Origin of the sequence: Nocardiopsis flavescens (genome assembly GCF_900141985.1) — a bacterium.
Taxonomy (GTDB): domain Bacteria; phylum Actinomycetota; class Actinomycetes; order Streptosporangiales; family Streptosporangiaceae; genus Nocardiopsis; species Nocardiopsis flavescens.
Map to the genome: position 1 here is coordinate 61,735 of NZ_FQZK01000018.1, position 17,202 is coordinate 78,936.

Consider the following 17,202-nt stretch of genomic DNA (forward strand, 5'->3'; position numbering starts at 1 on the left):
ACGCCCCTCCCTCGGTGGCTACCCCTCCCGCTCCCGGAAACGCCGAGAGGCCGGTCCCGAAGGACCGACCTCTCACGCGTGAGTTGATCATTATGTCGTTTTTGGAGGTGAATCGGTGTTCTTGTGAGAATCCGGAGGGCACTGACTTCCGTCACCGCACCCCAAGGCACGCAGTTTCCCGGTGACCTCGGGGCGGACGGACGGCCACGTGCTCGCTGCCGACAGCTCCTCTTCCGAAGGAGGCTCGTTACGTAGTGCCATGCCGAGCACGTGCATGCCCAGGCGAGGAGGCACGGCATTGCCCACCTGCTGGGCCTGATCCTTTCCGGACCAAGGGAAATTACGAGGGAAGGTCTGAAGTACTCCGGATTCCGGGATCGTGAAGCGGTCGTATTTTCCGGCGGAGTAGTCCAAAGGGTTCTTATATACCTTGTTTCGGGAGACCTTCCCAGTGACGGTGAACGCAGGCTCCCAGGATTGTCGTTGCCCCCGCTTCCTGGGGTTTCCCCCGGATCCGTAGTTGGAGACCACGAAGAATCGCATCTTGCCGGCGGTGCGGAACCGCGACCCGTTCACATGAGGGTTCTTCGGCCGACTCGCCGCCTCCAAGGCATCCGCCATGGAGACCCAGCGGTGTTTGGTCTCAGGGAGCAGGGGCTCGCTCTCATCCGTTTTGGTGGAGTCGCGTCGATTCAGAGCAAAAGGGAGGTGGGTCGGTTCTGGTCGATCGATGGCACCCTTCTCCAGGAGACGAGCGATGAGTACGGCTCGCTTACGTGTTTGCGGAACACCGAACTCCTCGGTTCTCAACGTCCAGCAATCAGCCTCGTACTTGAGGCCATCGAGCCGTCCTTCACCGCTGCGTAGAAGTTCGGCGTACAACTGCCAGAGCGGTAGGACCGCTGGAACCTGCTCCAGCACGATCACCTTGTAAGGGTCGCGTCCCTCGGTCTCGATCGCCTTGAGAAGCCAACGGAGAGGTTCCAACATCAGAGCGGTGCGGGGATCTTCGGCGAAGGAGTCCAGCTCACGATCGATCTCGGCCTCGTCATCCGCGTGCACGAGACGCTGCATGAAGTCCTTCACCGTCTCCAGAGCGCGCCTTCCGGCTCCGGTTCCGGCGATGGAGAAGGACTGGCAGGGAGGACCACCGATCAGGGTGTCGACCGAGGTCGGGATCTCGTCGAAGCGATCCTCACGCATGGCCCGCACATCGGCGTGGATGGTCCGCAGGCCGGCTGCGTAGCGTGTCTCGCAGGCATTGGCGTCCCACTCGATCCCGATGCTCTTGAAGCCCAGGAAGTGCGCCGCCACGTCGAGTCCGCCTGGGCCCGCGAAGAGGTCCAGGATGCGGATCTCGTCAAGGGGGTGCACGTGTTCTTCCGGGCTCTTCATGGGGTTGGAGTCTATCCGTGTACTCGGACCGGGCTCGTTGGAGGCGACTCGGTCTGTGGACGGTGGCTGGAAGTCATCGCAGGTCGGTTCGTCCGTCAGAGTGATGACCTCCCCGGATGTACGTCTGGGGGCATGTCGACGAGGCCGGCTGTGAATATCTGGAGGGGGCACTGTAAACGGCAGCCGGAGCACCGACGTCCGAAGGTACATAACGGAATGTTCTTCGCAGGACCCACCTCGCTCTCGGGAGTCGGTTCGGCGATGAGAAGTCGCTCTTGTCTGTTGCCGCGGTCGCAGTTCATGGCAGGGTGATGGTGCGGGATATCGCGCATTCCCGAACTCACGGACGATCGATCTTCAGGAGCCACGTAAGTGCTGGTCTGGCAGGGGTACGTTGCGGTATCGGTGGCCGAGGTGGTAGCGGCATGACGACGGAACGTGCTGCATGGGTCACCGATGAGGGGTTGGCGGGCGAGGTCGACGCCATTTTCGCACGGGCGATCGATTCTTATAAGGCGAATCCGCATCTGATCGCCGAACACGCCAACCATGAGGAGTCCATCCGGGTCGGTGGTTACTCCCACCGCACACTCCTGGAGCTCGTGCAGAACGCTGCTGATGCGATGTCGGGCGGCGATGAGCATGTGGAGGGCACAGGGCGTGTCGAGCTTGTGCTCGATCTCCGGCATCGGGTTCTGTACTGCGCCAACGCGGGTCGGCCGTTTTCGCGAAGCGGTCTCACCTCGATCGCTCACGCCCATCTCAGTGGTAAGCGGGGCGACGAGATCGGGAGATTCGGTCTCGGTTTCAAGTCTGTGCTCGCGGTCACCGACGCCCCACAGGTCTTCAGCCGGTCCATCTCTTTCGAGTTCAACTCTCCTGAGGCGCGAACGGCGATCGCATCGGCTGTGCCCCCGGTCAAGAAGTTGCCGGTCTTACGGGCGATGACACGGATCGATGCCGATGCCGCGTTCGACCAGGACCCGATTCTGGAAGAACTCTCAGGGTGGGCGGCCACGATCGTCCGACTACCTCGAGTGTTGAACCCGGCGAGTCTTCAGCGGGAGATCGAGAACTTCCGCTCCGAGTTCCTGCTCTTCGTGAACGATGTCCGAGAGATCCGCCTGAGGGTCATCGACGGTGAATCCGACTCTGTGAAGAGCCACATATCCCGCGACCTGGGCGATGGTCGCTTCCGTATCGAACGAGCCGGAGACGACCACACCGAGTGGTACGTCGAAGACCACATGCACTCCCCTGGTCCGGAGGCCCAGGCGGAGGTTGGTGAGGCGGTCTCTCGAGACCGTGTCAAAATCACGGTCGCAGTGCCCACACGCTGGTCCCAGCGTAAGATCGGTGAGTTCTGGTCGTACTTCCCCTTGCAGGACAAGACCTCTGCGTCCGCCCTGTTCAATGCTCCGTGGAGCGTGAACGACGACCGCACCACCTTGCTGAGGAACACCTACAATCAGGAGATCCTCACAGCTTTCTCGGAGATCTTCGTGGGCATGTTGCCCAAGGTCTCCTCGCTTGAGGATCCTGCGGCCCATCTGGAGTACATGCCGGCCCGTGGTCGAGAGGCCCAGTCGTTCGGTGATGAACTGTTGTGCGCGCACATCCCCAGGATCGCTTCGGGCAGCGAACTGATCCCCGACGCGACCGGAACCCTGCGAGCGCCCTCCGAGCTTCGACCTCTTGATTTCGCGGTCACGGACGCCACCGAACGGGACCACGAGAAATGGATCACTTCACCGAACACCGGTGACGACGTTCCGCACTGGCGCTGCTATTCGGGTAACCAGCGCACGACGCGTCTGCGGCAACTCTATGTCCACAGTGTTTACTCTACGTTCTCCGAAGCTCGGAGTTTGGATGAGAAGTGGGCCTTGGAGAGGATCCCCAAACGAGGTGTACTCACCTGGTTGCGGGAGTGGTCGGAGGGGATCGATATCAAATCCTCGGCCCGGGCCTTTGAATTCGTCTTGTCGAACTCTCGCGTGGAGAAGATCAGGACAGCGAAGGTGATTCCGACGACCGGTGGCCAACGCTCGCTAGCAGATCGAAACGAGGTCTTTCTCGAGCGAGTCGAAGACGTTGATATCGAGGGTGCGAGTTTTGTTCACCCCGAATTTCTGGCATACCCCGGTATCGAGCGTAAGTTGCGCGATCACGGTTTCCGTGACCTCGACCCGGTCGCCATTCTTCGGGCCAGGGTGGCGAAACTGATAACGGAGCCGGAAGAGGATGAACTTCCCAAGCTCTGGACTGCCGTTCGTGACGTCCCCCTGGAGCAGGCACGTAAGGTCTTGTCCGATGACAGGGCCGGTCGTATCAAAGTTCCGACGCTCGACGGTGGTTGGTCCTCTCCGCGACAGGTACTGGACATCAGCGTTGGCTTGGGTGACGGCGTCGCCCATCGTTTGCTGGACAGGACCAGGTGTACCCCGGAGTTGGCATCGGCCCTGGGCGTAGTTCAGACCGCCGTGGCCGACTACCCCATCGAGGACGAGATCCTCTTCGATGACTACCACCGGTATGTGATGGACGAGCTCAACCAAAGGCTCGGGCCCGGCGAGCGTCCCATCGAACGGATCGAGTTCGACCAGAACGAGGGACCGGGTCCGTTCTCAGTGCTCCTCATGCTGAAGGATTCCGGAGCTTCTGAGGAGGTGCGAGAGTCGTGGACCTCACGATTGCTGGGATTTTCCGAACAGCAATTCTGGACCTGTGAAGACACTGACTCGAGGCAGACCTATGAAGTTGCCTCGCCCCTCCGGTGGGCGGTGGAGCGAGCAGGTATTTTGCGGTCGAATCGCGGATATCGCACACCCGGACGAATTGTTTCGCCATCGCTCGTCGAGTTCGAGGATCTACTCCCGCTCTTTCGTGGATCACGATCGGTCGAGGACGCCCTGTCTCTGCCGAAGACGTTGGATGCCGTCCCCGGCGACGTGTTGCGCGAGGCGTTCGAAGAGGAACTGTTCCCGTCGCGTATCAAAAATTCCACGTTGACGCGGTTCATCCTTGAGGCCGGTGCGCTGGCTTTTCCCGGAGGGCGGCCGACCATGGTGCCCGCTCGTGTTGGACGTGCCGTTGAGGGCAAGCACCCCGATCTGGTGTACGTGGCGACCACAGACGAGCAGCAAGAACTCCTCCATTCGCGGCACAAGCCCTATCTTCGAGCCGACCAGGAAGAAGTGGAGACGCTCCTGGATGTCGTGGGCTGCCGTCGTTTCGAGGACAGCTTCTCCTTCTCTATCCAGATCGAGGGACTTCAGGAAGAGGAAGCCGTCATCGATCGCTACCCGGGCTTGCGTTCGGCATTCGGTGAGGAACGAGTGAAGAACGCGACCTTGGTGAAGGCCATCCACCTCGCCAAACGAGTGACCACCGAGGATGGTGTCGAGGACCAGTCGCTGAGGTATCACCGTGAAGGTGCAAGGTTGCTCGTTCCCGCCGAGGGTGACGAGCGTCTCGACCTTGCACTCATCAACGAAGCCTTCGAACTCCGAATGTCCAACGCCGACCTGGAAGCGGTCCTCCAGCGAGGTGTGGATCAGCGTCTGGACGAGCAGCGGCAGGCCGCCAGGGCTGCGGCGGATGACGTCGAACGCCTGGAGATCTACTTCGGCGACGACACCCTACGGGAGTCTCTCCCCAAGGGGTTGTGGTCGGCGTTGGCGGGTCAGGGGTTGGTGAACGACGCCTCGTCCGTGGCCAAGCTCTTCCTCACGGTGTACGGTCGCGATTCGATCAAGCAGCTCAAGGATCAGTTCGCCGATGAGGGGCACACGGACGTGCCCACCAACTGGGCGGGTTCGTCGGCGACGATCTCCTGGTTGCGGGACATGGGCTTCGGGTCCGAGTACGCCGGCACTCGTACCCAGTCCCAAGAGCAGGAGTTCGTCGTTCCCGGCGCGGTCAAGCTCAATCCTCTGCATGACTTCCAGGAGGAGATCAGCCGGAAGCTGAGCGCGGTTCTAACTTATCAGGGAGAGAACGGCCACGCGCGAAAGGCCATGGTCGAGCTCCCTACGGGAGCTGGAAAAACCCGTGTGGCCACCGAGACGATGTTGCGATTGTTCATCGACGGCTCCATGAGAGGGACGGTGCTCTGGGTCGCGCAATCGGTCGAGTTGTGCGAGCAGGCGGTTCAGACCTTCATCACGGTCTGGCGCGGACTGGGTGACGAGCGTCCATTGACGATTGGTCGTCTCTGGGAGGGCAATGTCGTCCACGAGCCGGACACCGATTTCAGTGTCGTCGTGGCAACCGATGCCAAGCTGGAGAAAGTCTTCGGTGAACCCAGTTACGAGTGGCTGACCAAGGCCGCGGCCGTTTTCGTCGATGAGGCGCACCGCGCCGGTGGCTCGACCCGCTATACGCATATCCTGCGGTTGCTCGGAGTGGACGGCCGCACCTGGGAACGACCGCTTGTGGGTCTTTCCGCGACTCCGTTCAAGGGGCGTGGGGATGACAGCGAGCCGACACGGGAACTCGCGTCCCGCTTCGGTAGGCGCAAGATAACGGCCTTCGAGGATGACACCGACCAACAGGACGTATACCAGAAGTTGGTCCATCGTGGGATTCTCGCCCGTGTCAAACACGAGGTTCTGCCCGGCACAGACGTCATCCTGGCACCGGATGAGTTGAGGAAGATCCATGAGCTGCGCAGACTCGATTCTCGGGTGCTTGAACGCATCGGTCGGGATCAGGCGCGCATGCAGGTCCTCGTGAACCACATCTTGGAACGCGACCCCGAGTGGCCGATCCTGGTGTTCACACCGAGCGTGCTATCCGCCCAGGTTCTCGCGGCCACTCTCCGTTATCGGGGTGTCGAGGCCGAAGCGGTCAGCGGAGAGACCAGACGACAGACCCGCCGCGATGTCATCGAAAGGTTCAAGAGTGGCGAGGTCCGGGTTCTGGCCAACTGCGACCTGCTCATCCAGGGTTTCGACGCTCCTGGGGTCCGCGCCCTCTACATTGCACGACCGACTTTCAGCCCCAGCGCGTACATCCAGATGGCCGGTCGCGGTTTGCGGGGACCTGAGAACGGGGGCAAGGAGGAGTGCTTGATCGTGGACATCGCGGACAACTTCGGCGCGGTGAACGACTTCCTCGGGTATCGCGAATATGAGGCTTTCTGGACGGAGCAGACGACATGATCCTGGTTCCCGATCTCGCCGACATCGAGAGCCGGAGCACTAGTGAAGCCGAACGGCGGGTGGCTCGGTTGCTGCGGTCGGTGGAGGCTCCGGCTGACGCCGTCGCCTTCTTCTCTCTCGGCCTACGCAGTCACGGAACCAAACAGCAGGGGGAGGCGGATTTCGTCGTTCTCTGGAGGAACGTCGTCATCCTCGTCGAGGTCAAGGGGGGAGGTGTCCGCAAGCACGAGGGCCGCTGGTACAGCATCGACCGCCGTGGCGACTGGAAGAAACTGACCGAGTCGCCGATGGCACAAGCACAGTCGGCGATGTACGCCCTACGCAACATCCTGAACGAAGAAGGCGTGGGGTGGTACGCGAGCGAAGCCGTGGTCATCACTCCCGACATCGACGCTCCGCCGCCCGCCATCGACTGGAAGGAGAGTCATTGGTGGGCCAGGGAACGCATGAGCGTCGCCGCGCTGGCGGAGGGCTTCGAGAAGGTCGCCGCCGATGCCAGGACGGCTCCCTATGGTGTCAAAGTCGCACGAACTCGCCAGTTGCGAGAGCGGCTGTACGGAGAGTTCTCGCGGATGCCGGTCATCGATGCGCAACGCGGTGCCGTCATCGAGGAACAGAACCGGGCGACCGAAGGGCAGGCCAGGGTACTCGCCTCCCTTGCCCGTAACCCGAGAATGCTCATGTTCGGGGGAGCGGGCACCGGGAAGTCGCTGGTGCTCACGGAAGGCGCGAAGCAGGAGGCGGGCAGCGGGAGGTCCGTCCTGATCACCTTTCACTCCCCTTCGCTGGTCGCCTTCTTCCGACCACGGATCGAGGGCAGGAACATAGATCTCATTCCGTTCTCCGAGCTGTCCGGTGACCAGCGATACGACGTCGTCTTCGTTGACGAAGCGCAGGACCTCATGAACGCCCACGGCATGGACAGACTCGACTCGGTGATCAAGGGCGGTCGCGCCGGCGGTCGCTGGAGGATGTTCCTCGATCCCAACAATCAGGCCCGGGTGGACGGCGACTTCGATCCCGACGTGTTCGAGCTCGTCCAGGAAGAGGCTCTTCAATGCGACCTCGACATGAACGTTCGGAACACCCGGGCCATCGTGCACGTCGTCCAGGAGTACCTCGGTGCCGATATCGGAGATCCCGGCATCGTCCACGGGGACCGCGTGGAGTGGCACTGGTCTTCAGGAGAGGCCGATGCCGAGGCGGCCGAAGCCGTCGCGGTCGAACTCGTGTCCGGTGGGGTCCGACGGCAGGACGTCTGGATGATCGATGTCCGGCGGGAGGCCGAGCCCGAGCTGACCAAAGCGGGTTTCCTGATGACCAATCCCCGCTTCGCCAAAGGGCTGGAAGCGGAGCACGTCATCGTCTTCGGGCTACCTGAGGACTACGACGACCGAGGTGTCGCCGCGTTCTACGTCGCCATCACCCGCGCTCGCGTCACTCTCCATGTGATCGCCTCCAAGAAGGACAAGAAACGACTTCAGAACCTTCTCCGAGAGCGGGGTGCGCGGTGAGGCTGACTGCCGCTCAGCAAGGCGCGTTGGGCCATCTTCGCCGGGCCTATGCGGGGCCCGAGGGCGGGGACGACGAGGTCACGATGAACCTCCCCCACCGGCAGTACTCCGTCGGCATGCTCTTCCCACGCGAAGCCGTGTCGGGTGAGGGGGAAGAGGACGAGGTGTCCGCCGACGTCCCCAGCGGCGACGTGGAGGAAGAAGGAACGGGTGTTTCTCTTGCAGAGGAATGGCGTCCCTCATCGGTCGCGATCTCCTTCGTCACCGACGGCGCCTCCGTCGGCATCGAGTTCTCATGCGGCACGTACATCGAGATCGATGATGACGGTCCGCCCAGGTGGAACCGTGTGCCCCACTTCGTGGACGACCTGGTTTTGAGCCGTGGGCAGGCCCCTATCACTCTGATGATGGGAGAGGTCCCGGTCGAGATCGGGTCGCGTTGGCGGGCTGTTCAGGGCGACTTCCTGGTCACGGTACATGTTCGCGTGCTGAGCGAATCCACCGGTAAGGACAGGAACGACATCGCCCGCATGGTGTTCCAGGTCGGTTTGGCCGTTATGCCTTCCGTGGGAGCCCGCATTCTGGAGTACGCCTCAACGCGGACCTTCGACGCCGACCCTGAGACGGCCGAGCTGCGCCTGCGCTACCGCGACAGGAAGATCTATGCGGTCGGGCACGGCATGGCGGCGGACTGGGAGTTCGACACGGGGATCTGCACCAAGGTCCTTCTCACTTCAGTGCCCGCCTTCGTCGTGCCCGCTGTCGAGACCACGGGTTTCAAGGAGGGGACCGTCGAGGCCGAAGCGCTGGACCTGGCACACCTCGAGCGGATCGATGAGGTCCCGGAAGACGTGTTGCGGTCCTTGGACGCTTTCGTCGACGCCTTCGCCCAGTGGGCTGGCGGGCAGAGGGAAAGAGCCCGGTCCTTCGGAAACGAGAGGGCCGTCGCCGCTCGGATCGCCGAACGTTCTCTGGTGGCCGTCGACAGGATGCGGGAAACGGTAGGTCTTCTCCGAAGCCCCGCGTCAGGAGAACTGCGCACGGCCTTCTCACTCGGGATGAAGGCCATGCGGCTTCAGATGCGACAAGCCGCCGTCAATCGAGGGCGGGGCGAGCAGCGGCAGCGGTGGCGTCCGTTCCAGCTCGGGTTCCTGCTCGTGTCGTTGGCGTCCACCATAGACACGAAGCACAAGGACCGGGAGCTCGTCGATCTCATCTGGTTCCCCACCGGTGGTGGCAAGACCGAAGCGTACCTGGGCCTCGCGGCGATCGAGATCTTCCGGCGGCGCCTGGCTCATGGCCTGGCCGGTGGAGGAACCGCTGTGATCACCCGGTACACCCTGCGACTGTTGACCTCTCAGCAGTTCCAGCGTGCGGCGGCTCTGATCTGCGCCATGGAGAAGATGCGTAGGGAGGACTCACGTGTCAGGGGAATGGCGCAATTCTCCATCGGTCTTTGGGTGGGGAACGAGGTCACGCCGGGCACACGGCGGGAGGCGGGCAAAGCCCGTGAGCGTCTTCTTCGCGCCAGGAGTCCACAGGAGGCGAACGAATTCCAGGTGGAGAGCTGCCCCTGGTGTCTGACCCCCCTTGTGCCCGAGATCAACGGTGGCCGGGAAAAGGAGTTCGGTGTCCGCCTGGCGGGGAACACCGTGGTGCTCCACTGCGTGGCGGACTCCTGCGAGTTCAATCAGGAACTTCCGCTCTCCGTCGTCGATGATCTCCTCTACGAGGACCCGCCCACCATTCTGTTGGCCACCGTTGACAAGTTCGCACGGCTGCAGTTCAAGCCCGAGGCGGGCAGGCTACTCGGGATCGATACCTTCTTCGAGCAGCCCTCCATGATCATCCAGGACGAGCTCCATTTGCTCTCCGGGCCGCTCGGGACCACTGTGGCGGTCTTCGATGCCGTCATCCGGCTCCTGTTGAACCACTCCGATACCGGTCCCAAGATCGTTGCCTCGACGGCCACCATTCGTGCGTCCGAGGAACAGGTGCGCGGTCTGTACGGACGTGATGTCGCTCTTTACCCGCCGTCCGGGCTCGATGACGACCGCACCTTCTTCTCCCGTCCAGTGGAGAGTGGGGAGGGACGTCTCTACGTCGGTCTCATGCCACAGTCGATCTCCCAGCCGTCGGCCGTCATCGCCGCGTCCACCCCGATGTTGGAGATACCGGAAGCACTTGCCACCGAGAACCCCGGGGCCGTGAGCCGAGACGCCTACTGGACGCTGGTCATGTACCACAACAGTCTTCGAGAGCTCGGCCGGACCGGGACCCTGGTGATCGACGACGTCAATGGGAGGCTGGAGTCACGAGCCGAGAGGATCGGTCTCCCGACGCGTTCCGTTCGTGCCGGCAGCATCCTGGAGTTGACGAGCCGTAGAGGTGCGGAGGAACTCCCCAACGATCTGCGTGCGCTCCGGATCAGCGTCGACACGTCCGAGGACGCCATCGACGTGGTCCTGTCGTCGAATATGCTCTCCGTCGGAATCGACATCCCCCGACTGTCCTTGATGCTGATGGTGGGCCAGCCCAAGACCACCTCCGAGTACATCCAGGCGACGAGTCGTGTCGGGCGTGGTGACACACAGGGCATCGTTGTCACTCTCTTCAGATCGGCCCGTGCGCGTGACCGGTCGCACTTCGAGACCTTCCGTGGTTACCACGAGGCCCTGTACCGCAGAGTCGAGCCCACGAGCGTGACCCCATGGTCCTTGGCCTCCAGGGAGCGTTCGCTCGCTGGTGCGCTCGTCGCCCTGATGCGGCACTCGTTCGCCCAGCTCGCAGAGAACACGGCGGCCGGGGATTTCGATCTCGATGACACGAGGGTCAAGGAGGCCGTCGAGCTTTTGGTCGAGAACTTCCTCGGGTACGTGTCACAGGCCGATCCCCTTGAAGTAGAGGAAACACGTCATGATGTGCGCAGGTTGCTGCGCGAGTGGAGCGAAAGAGCTGAGCTAGCACGGTCATCCGGTGAAACCCTTTGCTATGAGTCCCGAATCAAGGGCCAAGAAGCGCTGTTGAAAGAATTTGGACAAAATGGCGAGGGATGGGTCATAGCTCATTCCATGAGGTCCGTCGAACCCAATGTGGCCGTCGAGGTCCGGGAACCGCAGGAGGAGTTTCACGATGGAGAAGATCAAGCATGATCTACGCCTTTCCGAGGCGATTTCTCCTTTCGGTGTCGGAGCGATCGTCGATATCCGGGGAGCCTCTCTCATGGCCCCGGACACCTCTTGGTGGGATTCAAAATATGCTCAAGAGATCCACTGTGAACGCTTGATGTCGCGGCTGGGTGCGGGAACATTGCGGCGTCCCCCGGAGCACGCGGGGCGCGCGGCCAAGACCACGCCCGCCTTGATGTATTGGCGCTTCCCTGCCTGGCGTTTCTGTGAGCGTTGTGATCGGCTCTCGAAGCTGACCGGTAAGAAAAATGGGAAGTGGAGCAACAAGTGTGAATGTGGTGGCCTTCTGGTGCCGATGCGATATGTCGCCATCTGCGAAAAGGGGAGTCACATCCAGGACATCAACTGGTTCAAGTGGGCGCATCGTGGGAGTGCTGCGCTTCAGAACGAAGAAGTCCGCTTTTGTCGTGATTACCGGTCACTCAAGTTCAAGAAGTATGCCGGGCGAGGCGAAGGTCTGTTGTCATTGGCGGTCAAGTGCAACGGTTGTGGCAACTCCCGGGTTCTACAGGAGCTCGTCACAGCGGGCGCCTTGAGTCGGGACGGTATTCGTTGCGCAGGGCGACAACCCTGGGAACCGGAGAATTCGGTCAAGGAACCCTGCCAAAATGCGCTGAACGCTGTACAGCGTGGTGCCACCGGTAACTACATGGCCGAGAAGATATCGGCCCTGGACATTCCGGAGGAGGCTCCTCCGTCGGTCGAGCTCGCGGAGAGGATCCGCGGCCATGTGTACTTCGCGAAGGTCGTGGCGGACAACGGTGGTCCACAAGCGGACATGGTGGCCGAGTGGATCGCCGAGGAACTCGGTGTGTCGAAGGAGACGGTGCTCGTCACGGTGGCCGAGGGGGAGGTCGCGGCGGATGACATGCTGCTCGACCTCAAGGACGGGGAGTGGGCCGCCTTCCTCAAGAAACTCGACGCCGTCCGTGATCGCGAGGGAGGCGACTTCGTCGTCGATGGCCGGACCTTTGATGACGTCGAGGGACCGGAGAGTCTCCTCCGCGCCATCGGTGGTGTCGGTATGGTGCGCCGGGTCCGCGAGGTCATCGCCCTGCGTGGTTTCCGGCGCAATGGCATGGACGCGGCACTGATCGACGTCGACCTCGGGCCGAACCGGCGAAGGTATCCCACTTATCCCGCGATCGAGTTGTTCGGAGAGGGGATCTTCATCCGGTTCAACGAGGAACTCCTCGGCGCCTGGGAGGAACAGCCGGGGGTGCGGGCCCGCGCGGGCATCCTTACGAGACGCAAGGAGCACTCGGCGCTGGCCGATCGCCTCGACACCCCAGAGCCGCGGTACGTGGCGCTACACACTCTGGCGCACCTGATCATTCGTCGATTGGCCTTTGAGAGCGGCTATGCGTCCGCGGCGCTTCAGGAGCGGATCTACGCCAACTCCGAGCGTGCCGACAAGACGGCCGGAATTTTGATCTACACGGCCTCGGGTGATTCCCAGGGGACTCTGGGAGGGCTCGTCAGGCTCGGTGAGCCGTCCAAGCTCATCCCTCTCATCGTGGCGGCCCTCGATGACGCGGACTTCTGCTCGAACGACCCGGTCTGCATCGAGAGCGACAAGCAAGGAGCCTCGCAGATGAACCTTTCGGCCTGCCACGGTTGTGCCTTGGTCAGTGAGACCTCGTGTGAGACCGGGAACCGCTTGCTTGACCGGCAACTGCTCCTGGGGGGAAGCGACGTGAAGGGACTACTGGAGGACGTTCTCACAGAGGTTCGGCGACTCGGATGACAGGTGTTCGCTTCGAGGCCGAGGACCTCGGCGCGAAGGATCCGGAACGCCGAGAGGTCGTCCCTCTGGCTCGTGCACACGACAACGCGGAAGCCACCGTTGCCGGCGTGGTCGTGACGACTTCCCGGTTCTGACGGACCGACCTCTCCTGACCTTCCACCGTTTGGGTGCCAGAACAATACCCATTTGGTCCGTTTCGATGGGGTTCTCTAGGCTCGGTTTCGTGGACGAGACCTTGATTGAGATCCTTGACCTTCAGAAGCAGTGGAGCGCGAAGAACACCGAGGCGATGAGGCGCCGTGGGGTTCTGATCCGTAAGACCCTCCCAGATCAACTCCGGCTGCACACCGCAACGCTGGCGGAGGTGCTGGAGGTGCCCGAATCCGAGGTGGGAGTGGAAGGACGAGACGGCACGGGGCTCAAGACGGAGGTCCCCTGGACACGGGTTCACCTCCCCCTACGGTCCCCCAGTGCGACGACCGGTTGGTACCTGGTCTATCTCTTCAGCGCGCAGGGGAATCGGGTATACCTCTCCCTGATCCAAGGCACCACCCGATGGACCGGGACCGACTTCGCACGGCGAAGTCCTGAACAACTCTCCGAGCGGGTGGCGTGGGCGCGACCTCTCCTCAAAGGGTTGCTCTCCGAGCGTGACGACCTCATCGAATCCATTGACCTCCAAGCCACGAAGTCGAAAGTGGCACGGGGATATGCGGCGGGGAGCGTGATCGCGATCGAGTACGACCGTCACACCATGCCGAATGACACCGTCCTGGTCCAGGATCTGCTGTTCATGACCCGCTTGCTCTCCGAGATTCATCAGGGGGAGGACACATCTCCGTACATCCCGGGTGAAGTGCCTCCCGAAGTGCTGGATGCGACCGAAGCAGCGGCCGAGACGGCCGGACGTCGAACGAGGGACTTCAAGGGGCAGGGATTTCGGCTCGACGCACCTGACCGACGAGCGTTGGAACTGCACAGCGTCGGTATGGCCACCGCTTACTTCGAAGACCGGGGATGGATCGTCGAGGATGTCGGGGCCGAGGAGTCTTACGACCTGCTGTTGAAGCGGGGAGACGAACGTCTCCACGTAGAGGTGAAGGGAACCGTCTCCGAGGGGGGTCAAGTGATTCTCACTCGTGCCGAGGTCGAGAAGCAGCGTCAGTTCGTGCCGGCCAACGCCCTGGTGATCGTCCACTCGATTCGATTGGATCGGAGTGTGTCACCACCTATGGCGAGTGGTGGTGTGCTGCACTGCACTTCGCCGTGGGAGATCGCGGAGGAAGACCTCACCGTTGTCTCCTACATTTATCGTTCTGAGGTTGAGAAGGCGCTCTGACACGTCGGTTCGTGATAGCGGGTGAGGCATGCCGCGCCCTCTCATGGTGTTTCTCCGATGTTCGCGGGAACAGCACCTCGACGTTGGAAAATGCCTGAAGCAGGGGGTGATAGCCGTAGCGCGGACCGTGATGGCATCGTGCGACTTCTCCGTCTCATCTCGTCGGTCCACAACATGCGCTCGGGGTGCTCGGCCACGATGGTGGCCCGCATCGGGTTCTGTTTCCTCCTGCCCCGGGTGCATACTCGCCGGCCGTCCATATGCTCGGAGTCGGCGGACCTGTACCCCGACGAGACGGCCTGTGTCATTCCGTGTCGATGGAAGGCCCATCCGAGGCAGACCAGCCATGCGATCAGTACATCCCAGGACACGAACGCCGACCATCCTTCCGGGCGGCCGAGCACGATTCACGCTCCGGAGCCGATCACGATGACGACGTCGGTGATCGGGAACAAAGGCCGGGGCGGCCGTTGGTGAGGCCAGGGCTTTCGCCCTGCGTGGGGCTGGTCCGGCGGTGCCGTGTCAGCGGGGTGCGTCCTCCGGGGTGGAAGCCGCTCGGTGCCTCAGGTGAGCGCGGGTCTCCCGGACGAGGTTGGTCAGGTGGATCAGCGCGCTCAGTCCCACGACCCACATTCCTCGCGGGTTCTCGAACCACACGAAGACTCCGAACGCCGCGGTCAGCACCAGGGCCATGATCGAGAACTTGACCAACCACCGGTTCGCGGGTGCGGGGGCGCGTGCCGCACGCTCGCGTTTCACGACCTCGCGTTCGAGCCTTTTCGCTTCGGGGTCGTACGGGGCGCGGTGCCGGCCGGTCATGTGGGCCCCTCCTAGTCGTGCGGGGGTGGTGACTTCGAGAGGCAGAGCTGTTCCGGATGGTGGGTGGACCAACCGTCCACCACTGCCGACAAGTCGACAGGGAGCAAAGCCGTTGCGCAACCCCCACCGCGTGAATCGGCCTGATAGGGGTGGCCCCGACACGGACACCGAGACCGTTGCAGATTCGGCCCGGACGCGCCCCCACGGTGGGGCGGGCGCCTCCAGAGACCGGCCCCGCCGGGCCGCCCGGCCCGGTTGACCGTGGACACACACCCCCCGTAGAAACGCCGAGAGGCCGGTCCCGAAGGACCGGCCTCTCGCTCTGTCGGGGTGGCGGGATTTGAACCCACGACCTCTTCGTCCCGAACGAAGCGCGCTGCCAAGCTGCGCTACACCCCGAAGCAACGAGCCCAAGTCTAGCGGACGTCCGGAGTGGTCGGGTAATCGATTACGGGACTGTGGCTCAGGCCTCGTCCGGACCCGCCACGAGGTCCAGCAGCGATGCCTCCGGACGGCAGCAGAACCGCACCGGCGCGTAGGGCGAGGTCCCCAGGCCGCCGGAGACGTGCAGCCACGCGCCGGCGTACTCGTGCAGCCCCCAGGCCCGCCTGCGGTCGATGCCGCAGTTGGTGACCAGCGTTCCGTAGAACGGCAGGCACAGCTGGCCGCCGTGGGTGTGCCCGGCCAGCATCAGCTGGTAGCCGTCGGCCGCGAACCGGTCCAGGTTGGCGGGCTCGGGCGAGTGCAGCACCCCCAGCCGTAGGTCCGCCGCCGGGTCGGCCGGGCCCGCGATCTCGTCGTAGCGGTCCAGCTTGATGTGCGAGTCGTGCACGCCCCCCAGCGCCACCTCCAGGCCGCCCGCCTTGAGGGCGCCCTTGCGGTTGTTCAGGTCCAGCCAGCCCGACGCGGACATCGCCGCGCCCAGCTCGCGCCAGGGCAGGTCCGGCACCCGGCGCTTGCGGTAATCGGTCTTGCTTGTCCGCCAGAGGTAGCGCGCCGGGTTCTTCAGCTGGGGGGAGAACAGGTCGTTGGACCCGTACACGAACGCGCCCGGCCGGTCCAGCAGCGGCCCCAGGGCGCCGATGAACGGCTCCACCGCGTCCGGGTGCGCCAGCGAGTCGCCGGTGTTGACCACCAGGTCGGGCTCGTACCGCTCCAGGCCGCGGATCCAGTCGATGAGCATGCGGCGGCCCGGGGTCAGGTGCGCGTCCGACAGGTGCAGGATCCGCAGGCGCGGGCTGCCCGGCGGCAGCAGCGGCAGCTCGTACCGGCGCAGCCGGAACCAGTTGCGCTCGATGACCGAGGCGTACGCCAGCCCCGCCACCCCGACGGCTCCCGTGACCGCGACCGCCCGGCCGGTGGTGCGCAGGAGTCGTCCCTTGTCGATGCCCATGGGGCCTTCTTCCTCGTCGGGCTCGGATGGGGTGCGGTACGCGCTTCGTTCGGGACGAAGAGGTCGCGGAACGGCGCTCCGGCACCCCCCACGATGGTCTCAGATCAGCGTGCCCCGCGCACAAAACGTTGGTGGCCCCCCGGGGGACCGCCGTAGGATCGGCCCATGTCCGAACTCAAAGACCGCCTCAAGAACGACCTCACCACCGCCATCAAGGCGCGTGACAAGGTGCGCACCGGCACCCTGCGCATGGTCCTGGCCGCGATCTCCACCGAGGAGGCCTCCGGCTCCAGCCAGCGCACCCTCGGCGACGACGAGGTCACCCGGCTGCTGACCCGGGAGGCCAAGAAGCGCCGCGAGGCCGCGGAGGCGTTCGACAAGGGCGGCCGTCCCGAGCAGGCCGACGCCGAGCGCGCCGAGAGCGAGGTCATCTCGGACTACCTGCCCCGGCAGCTCGGTGACGACGAGCTGTCCGCCCTGGTCGCCGCCGCCGTCGAGGAGAGCGGCGCGCAGGGACCCCGGGACATGGGCAAGGTCATGAAGGTCCTCAACCCCCGGGTCGCCGGTCGGGCCGAGGGCTCGCGGGTGGCCGCCGAGGTCAAGCGCCGCCTGGCGGGCTGACCCCGCGGGCGGGGCCCCGGC

The 17,202-nt window shown here is 63.5% G+C and carries 9 protein-coding genes and 1 tRNA gene; 6 read left to right on the plus strand and 4 right to left on the minus strand.

All coding sequences use genetic code 11. The features are described from left to right. Positions 1–90 precede the first annotated feature (90 nt). Entirely contained in the window at positions 91–1,395 is a 1,305-nt protein-coding gene (locus BUE45_RS23725) for a DNA cytosine methyltransferase (protein ID WP_073381796.1), read from the minus strand. A 425-nt stretch (positions 1,396–1,820) separates the two neighbouring features. On the opposite strand from BUE45_RS23725, the gene BUE45_RS23730 reads away from it, so the two are divergent. The 5 genes from BUE45_RS23730 (at position 1,821) to BUE45_RS33560 (ending at position 14,348) form a co-directional block, all read left to right on the plus strand. Next, on the plus strand, positions 1,821–6,560 hold the full coding sequence (locus BUE45_RS23730; RefSeq protein WP_073381799.1) for a DEAD/DEAH box helicase: 4,740 nt from the start codon (positions 1,821–1,823) through the stop codon (positions 6,558–6,560). After that, a complete protein-coding gene (locus BUE45_RS23735) occupies positions 6,557–8,074 on the plus strand; it encodes a nuclease-related domain-containing DEAD/DEAH box helicase (protein WP_073381801.1) in 1,518 nt (505 codons plus the stop codon). The genes BUE45_RS23730 and BUE45_RS23735 overlap by 4 nt, the downstream gene beginning before the upstream one ends. Beyond that, entirely contained in the window at positions 8,071–11,226 is a 3,156-nt protein-coding gene (locus tag BUE45_RS23740; protein WP_073381803.1) for a helicase-related protein, read from the plus strand. Before BUE45_RS23735 ends, BUE45_RS23740 begins: the two co-directional genes overlap by 4 nt. Beyond that, positions 11,207–13,009, plus strand: a complete 1,803-nt coding sequence (drmB, locus tag BUE45_RS23745) for a DUF1998 domain-containing protein (RefSeq protein WP_073381806.1) — start codon at positions 11,207–11,209, stop codon at positions 13,007–13,009. Before BUE45_RS23740 ends, drmB begins: the two co-directional genes overlap by 20 nt. A 223-nt stretch (positions 13,010–13,232) precedes the next feature. Beyond that, positions 13,233–14,348 (plus strand): MrcB family domain-containing protein, encoded by a 1,116-nt coding sequence (locus tag BUE45_RS33560; protein WP_245833440.1) that lies wholly within the window; start codon positions 13,233–13,235, stop codon positions 14,346–14,348. Between the two features lie 522 nt (positions 14,349–14,870). Here BUE45_RS33560 and BUE45_RS23755 read toward each other — a convergent pair. The 3 genes from BUE45_RS23755 to BUE45_RS23765 form a co-directional block, all read right to left on the minus strand. Continuing rightward, positions 14,871–15,167: a hypothetical protein gene (locus BUE45_RS23755; RefSeq protein WP_073381808.1), complete on the minus strand. Its 297-nt coding sequence runs from the start codon at positions 15,165–15,167 to the stop codon at positions 14,871–14,873. A gap of 325 nt (positions 15,168–15,492) precedes the next feature. Next, positions 15,493–15,566 (minus strand) — tRNA-Pro (locus BUE45_RS23760). A gap of 64 nt (positions 15,567–15,630) precedes the next feature. Further along, entirely contained in the window at positions 15,631–16,560 is a 930-nt protein-coding gene (locus BUE45_RS23765; protein WP_073381811.1) for a metallophosphoesterase, read from the minus strand. Between the two features lie 165 nt (positions 16,561–16,725). On the opposite strand from BUE45_RS23765, the gene BUE45_RS23770 reads away from it, so the two are divergent. Beyond that, a complete protein-coding gene (locus BUE45_RS23770; protein WP_073381813.1) occupies positions 16,726–17,181 on the plus strand; it encodes a GatB/YqeY domain-containing protein in 456 nt (151 codons plus the stop codon). Positions 17,182–17,202 lie beyond the last annotated feature (21 nt).

Excerpts from the sequence above, each read along its gene's own strand:
- drmB (WP_073381806.1), top strand. The coding sequence starts at position 11,207 with ATGGAGAAGATCAAGCATGATCTACGCCTTTCCGAGGCGATTTCTCCT.
- BUE45_RS23755 (WP_073381808.1), bottom strand. The coding sequence starts at position 15,167 with ATGACCGGCCGGCACCGCGCCCCGTACGACCCCGAAGCGAAAAGGCTC.
- BUE45_RS23765 (WP_073381811.1), bottom strand. The coding sequence starts at position 16,560 with ATGGGCATCGACAAGGGACGACTCCTGCGCACCACCGGCCGGGCGGTC.
- BUE45_RS23770 (WP_073381813.1), top strand. The coding sequence starts at position 16,726 with ATGTCCGAACTCAAAGACCGCCTCAAGAACGACCTCACCACCGCCATC.
- BUE45_RS23725 (WP_073381796.1), bottom strand. The coding sequence starts at position 1,395 with ATGAAGAGCCCGGAAGAACACGTGCACCCCCTTGACGAGATCCGCATC.
- BUE45_RS23735 (WP_073381801.1), top strand. The coding sequence starts at position 6,557 with ATGATCCTGGTTCCCGATCTCGCCGACATCGAGAGCCGGAGCACTAGT.
- BUE45_RS23730 (WP_073381799.1), top strand. The coding sequence starts at position 1,821 with ATGACGACGGAACGTGCTGCATGGGTCACCGATGAGGGGTTGGCGGGC.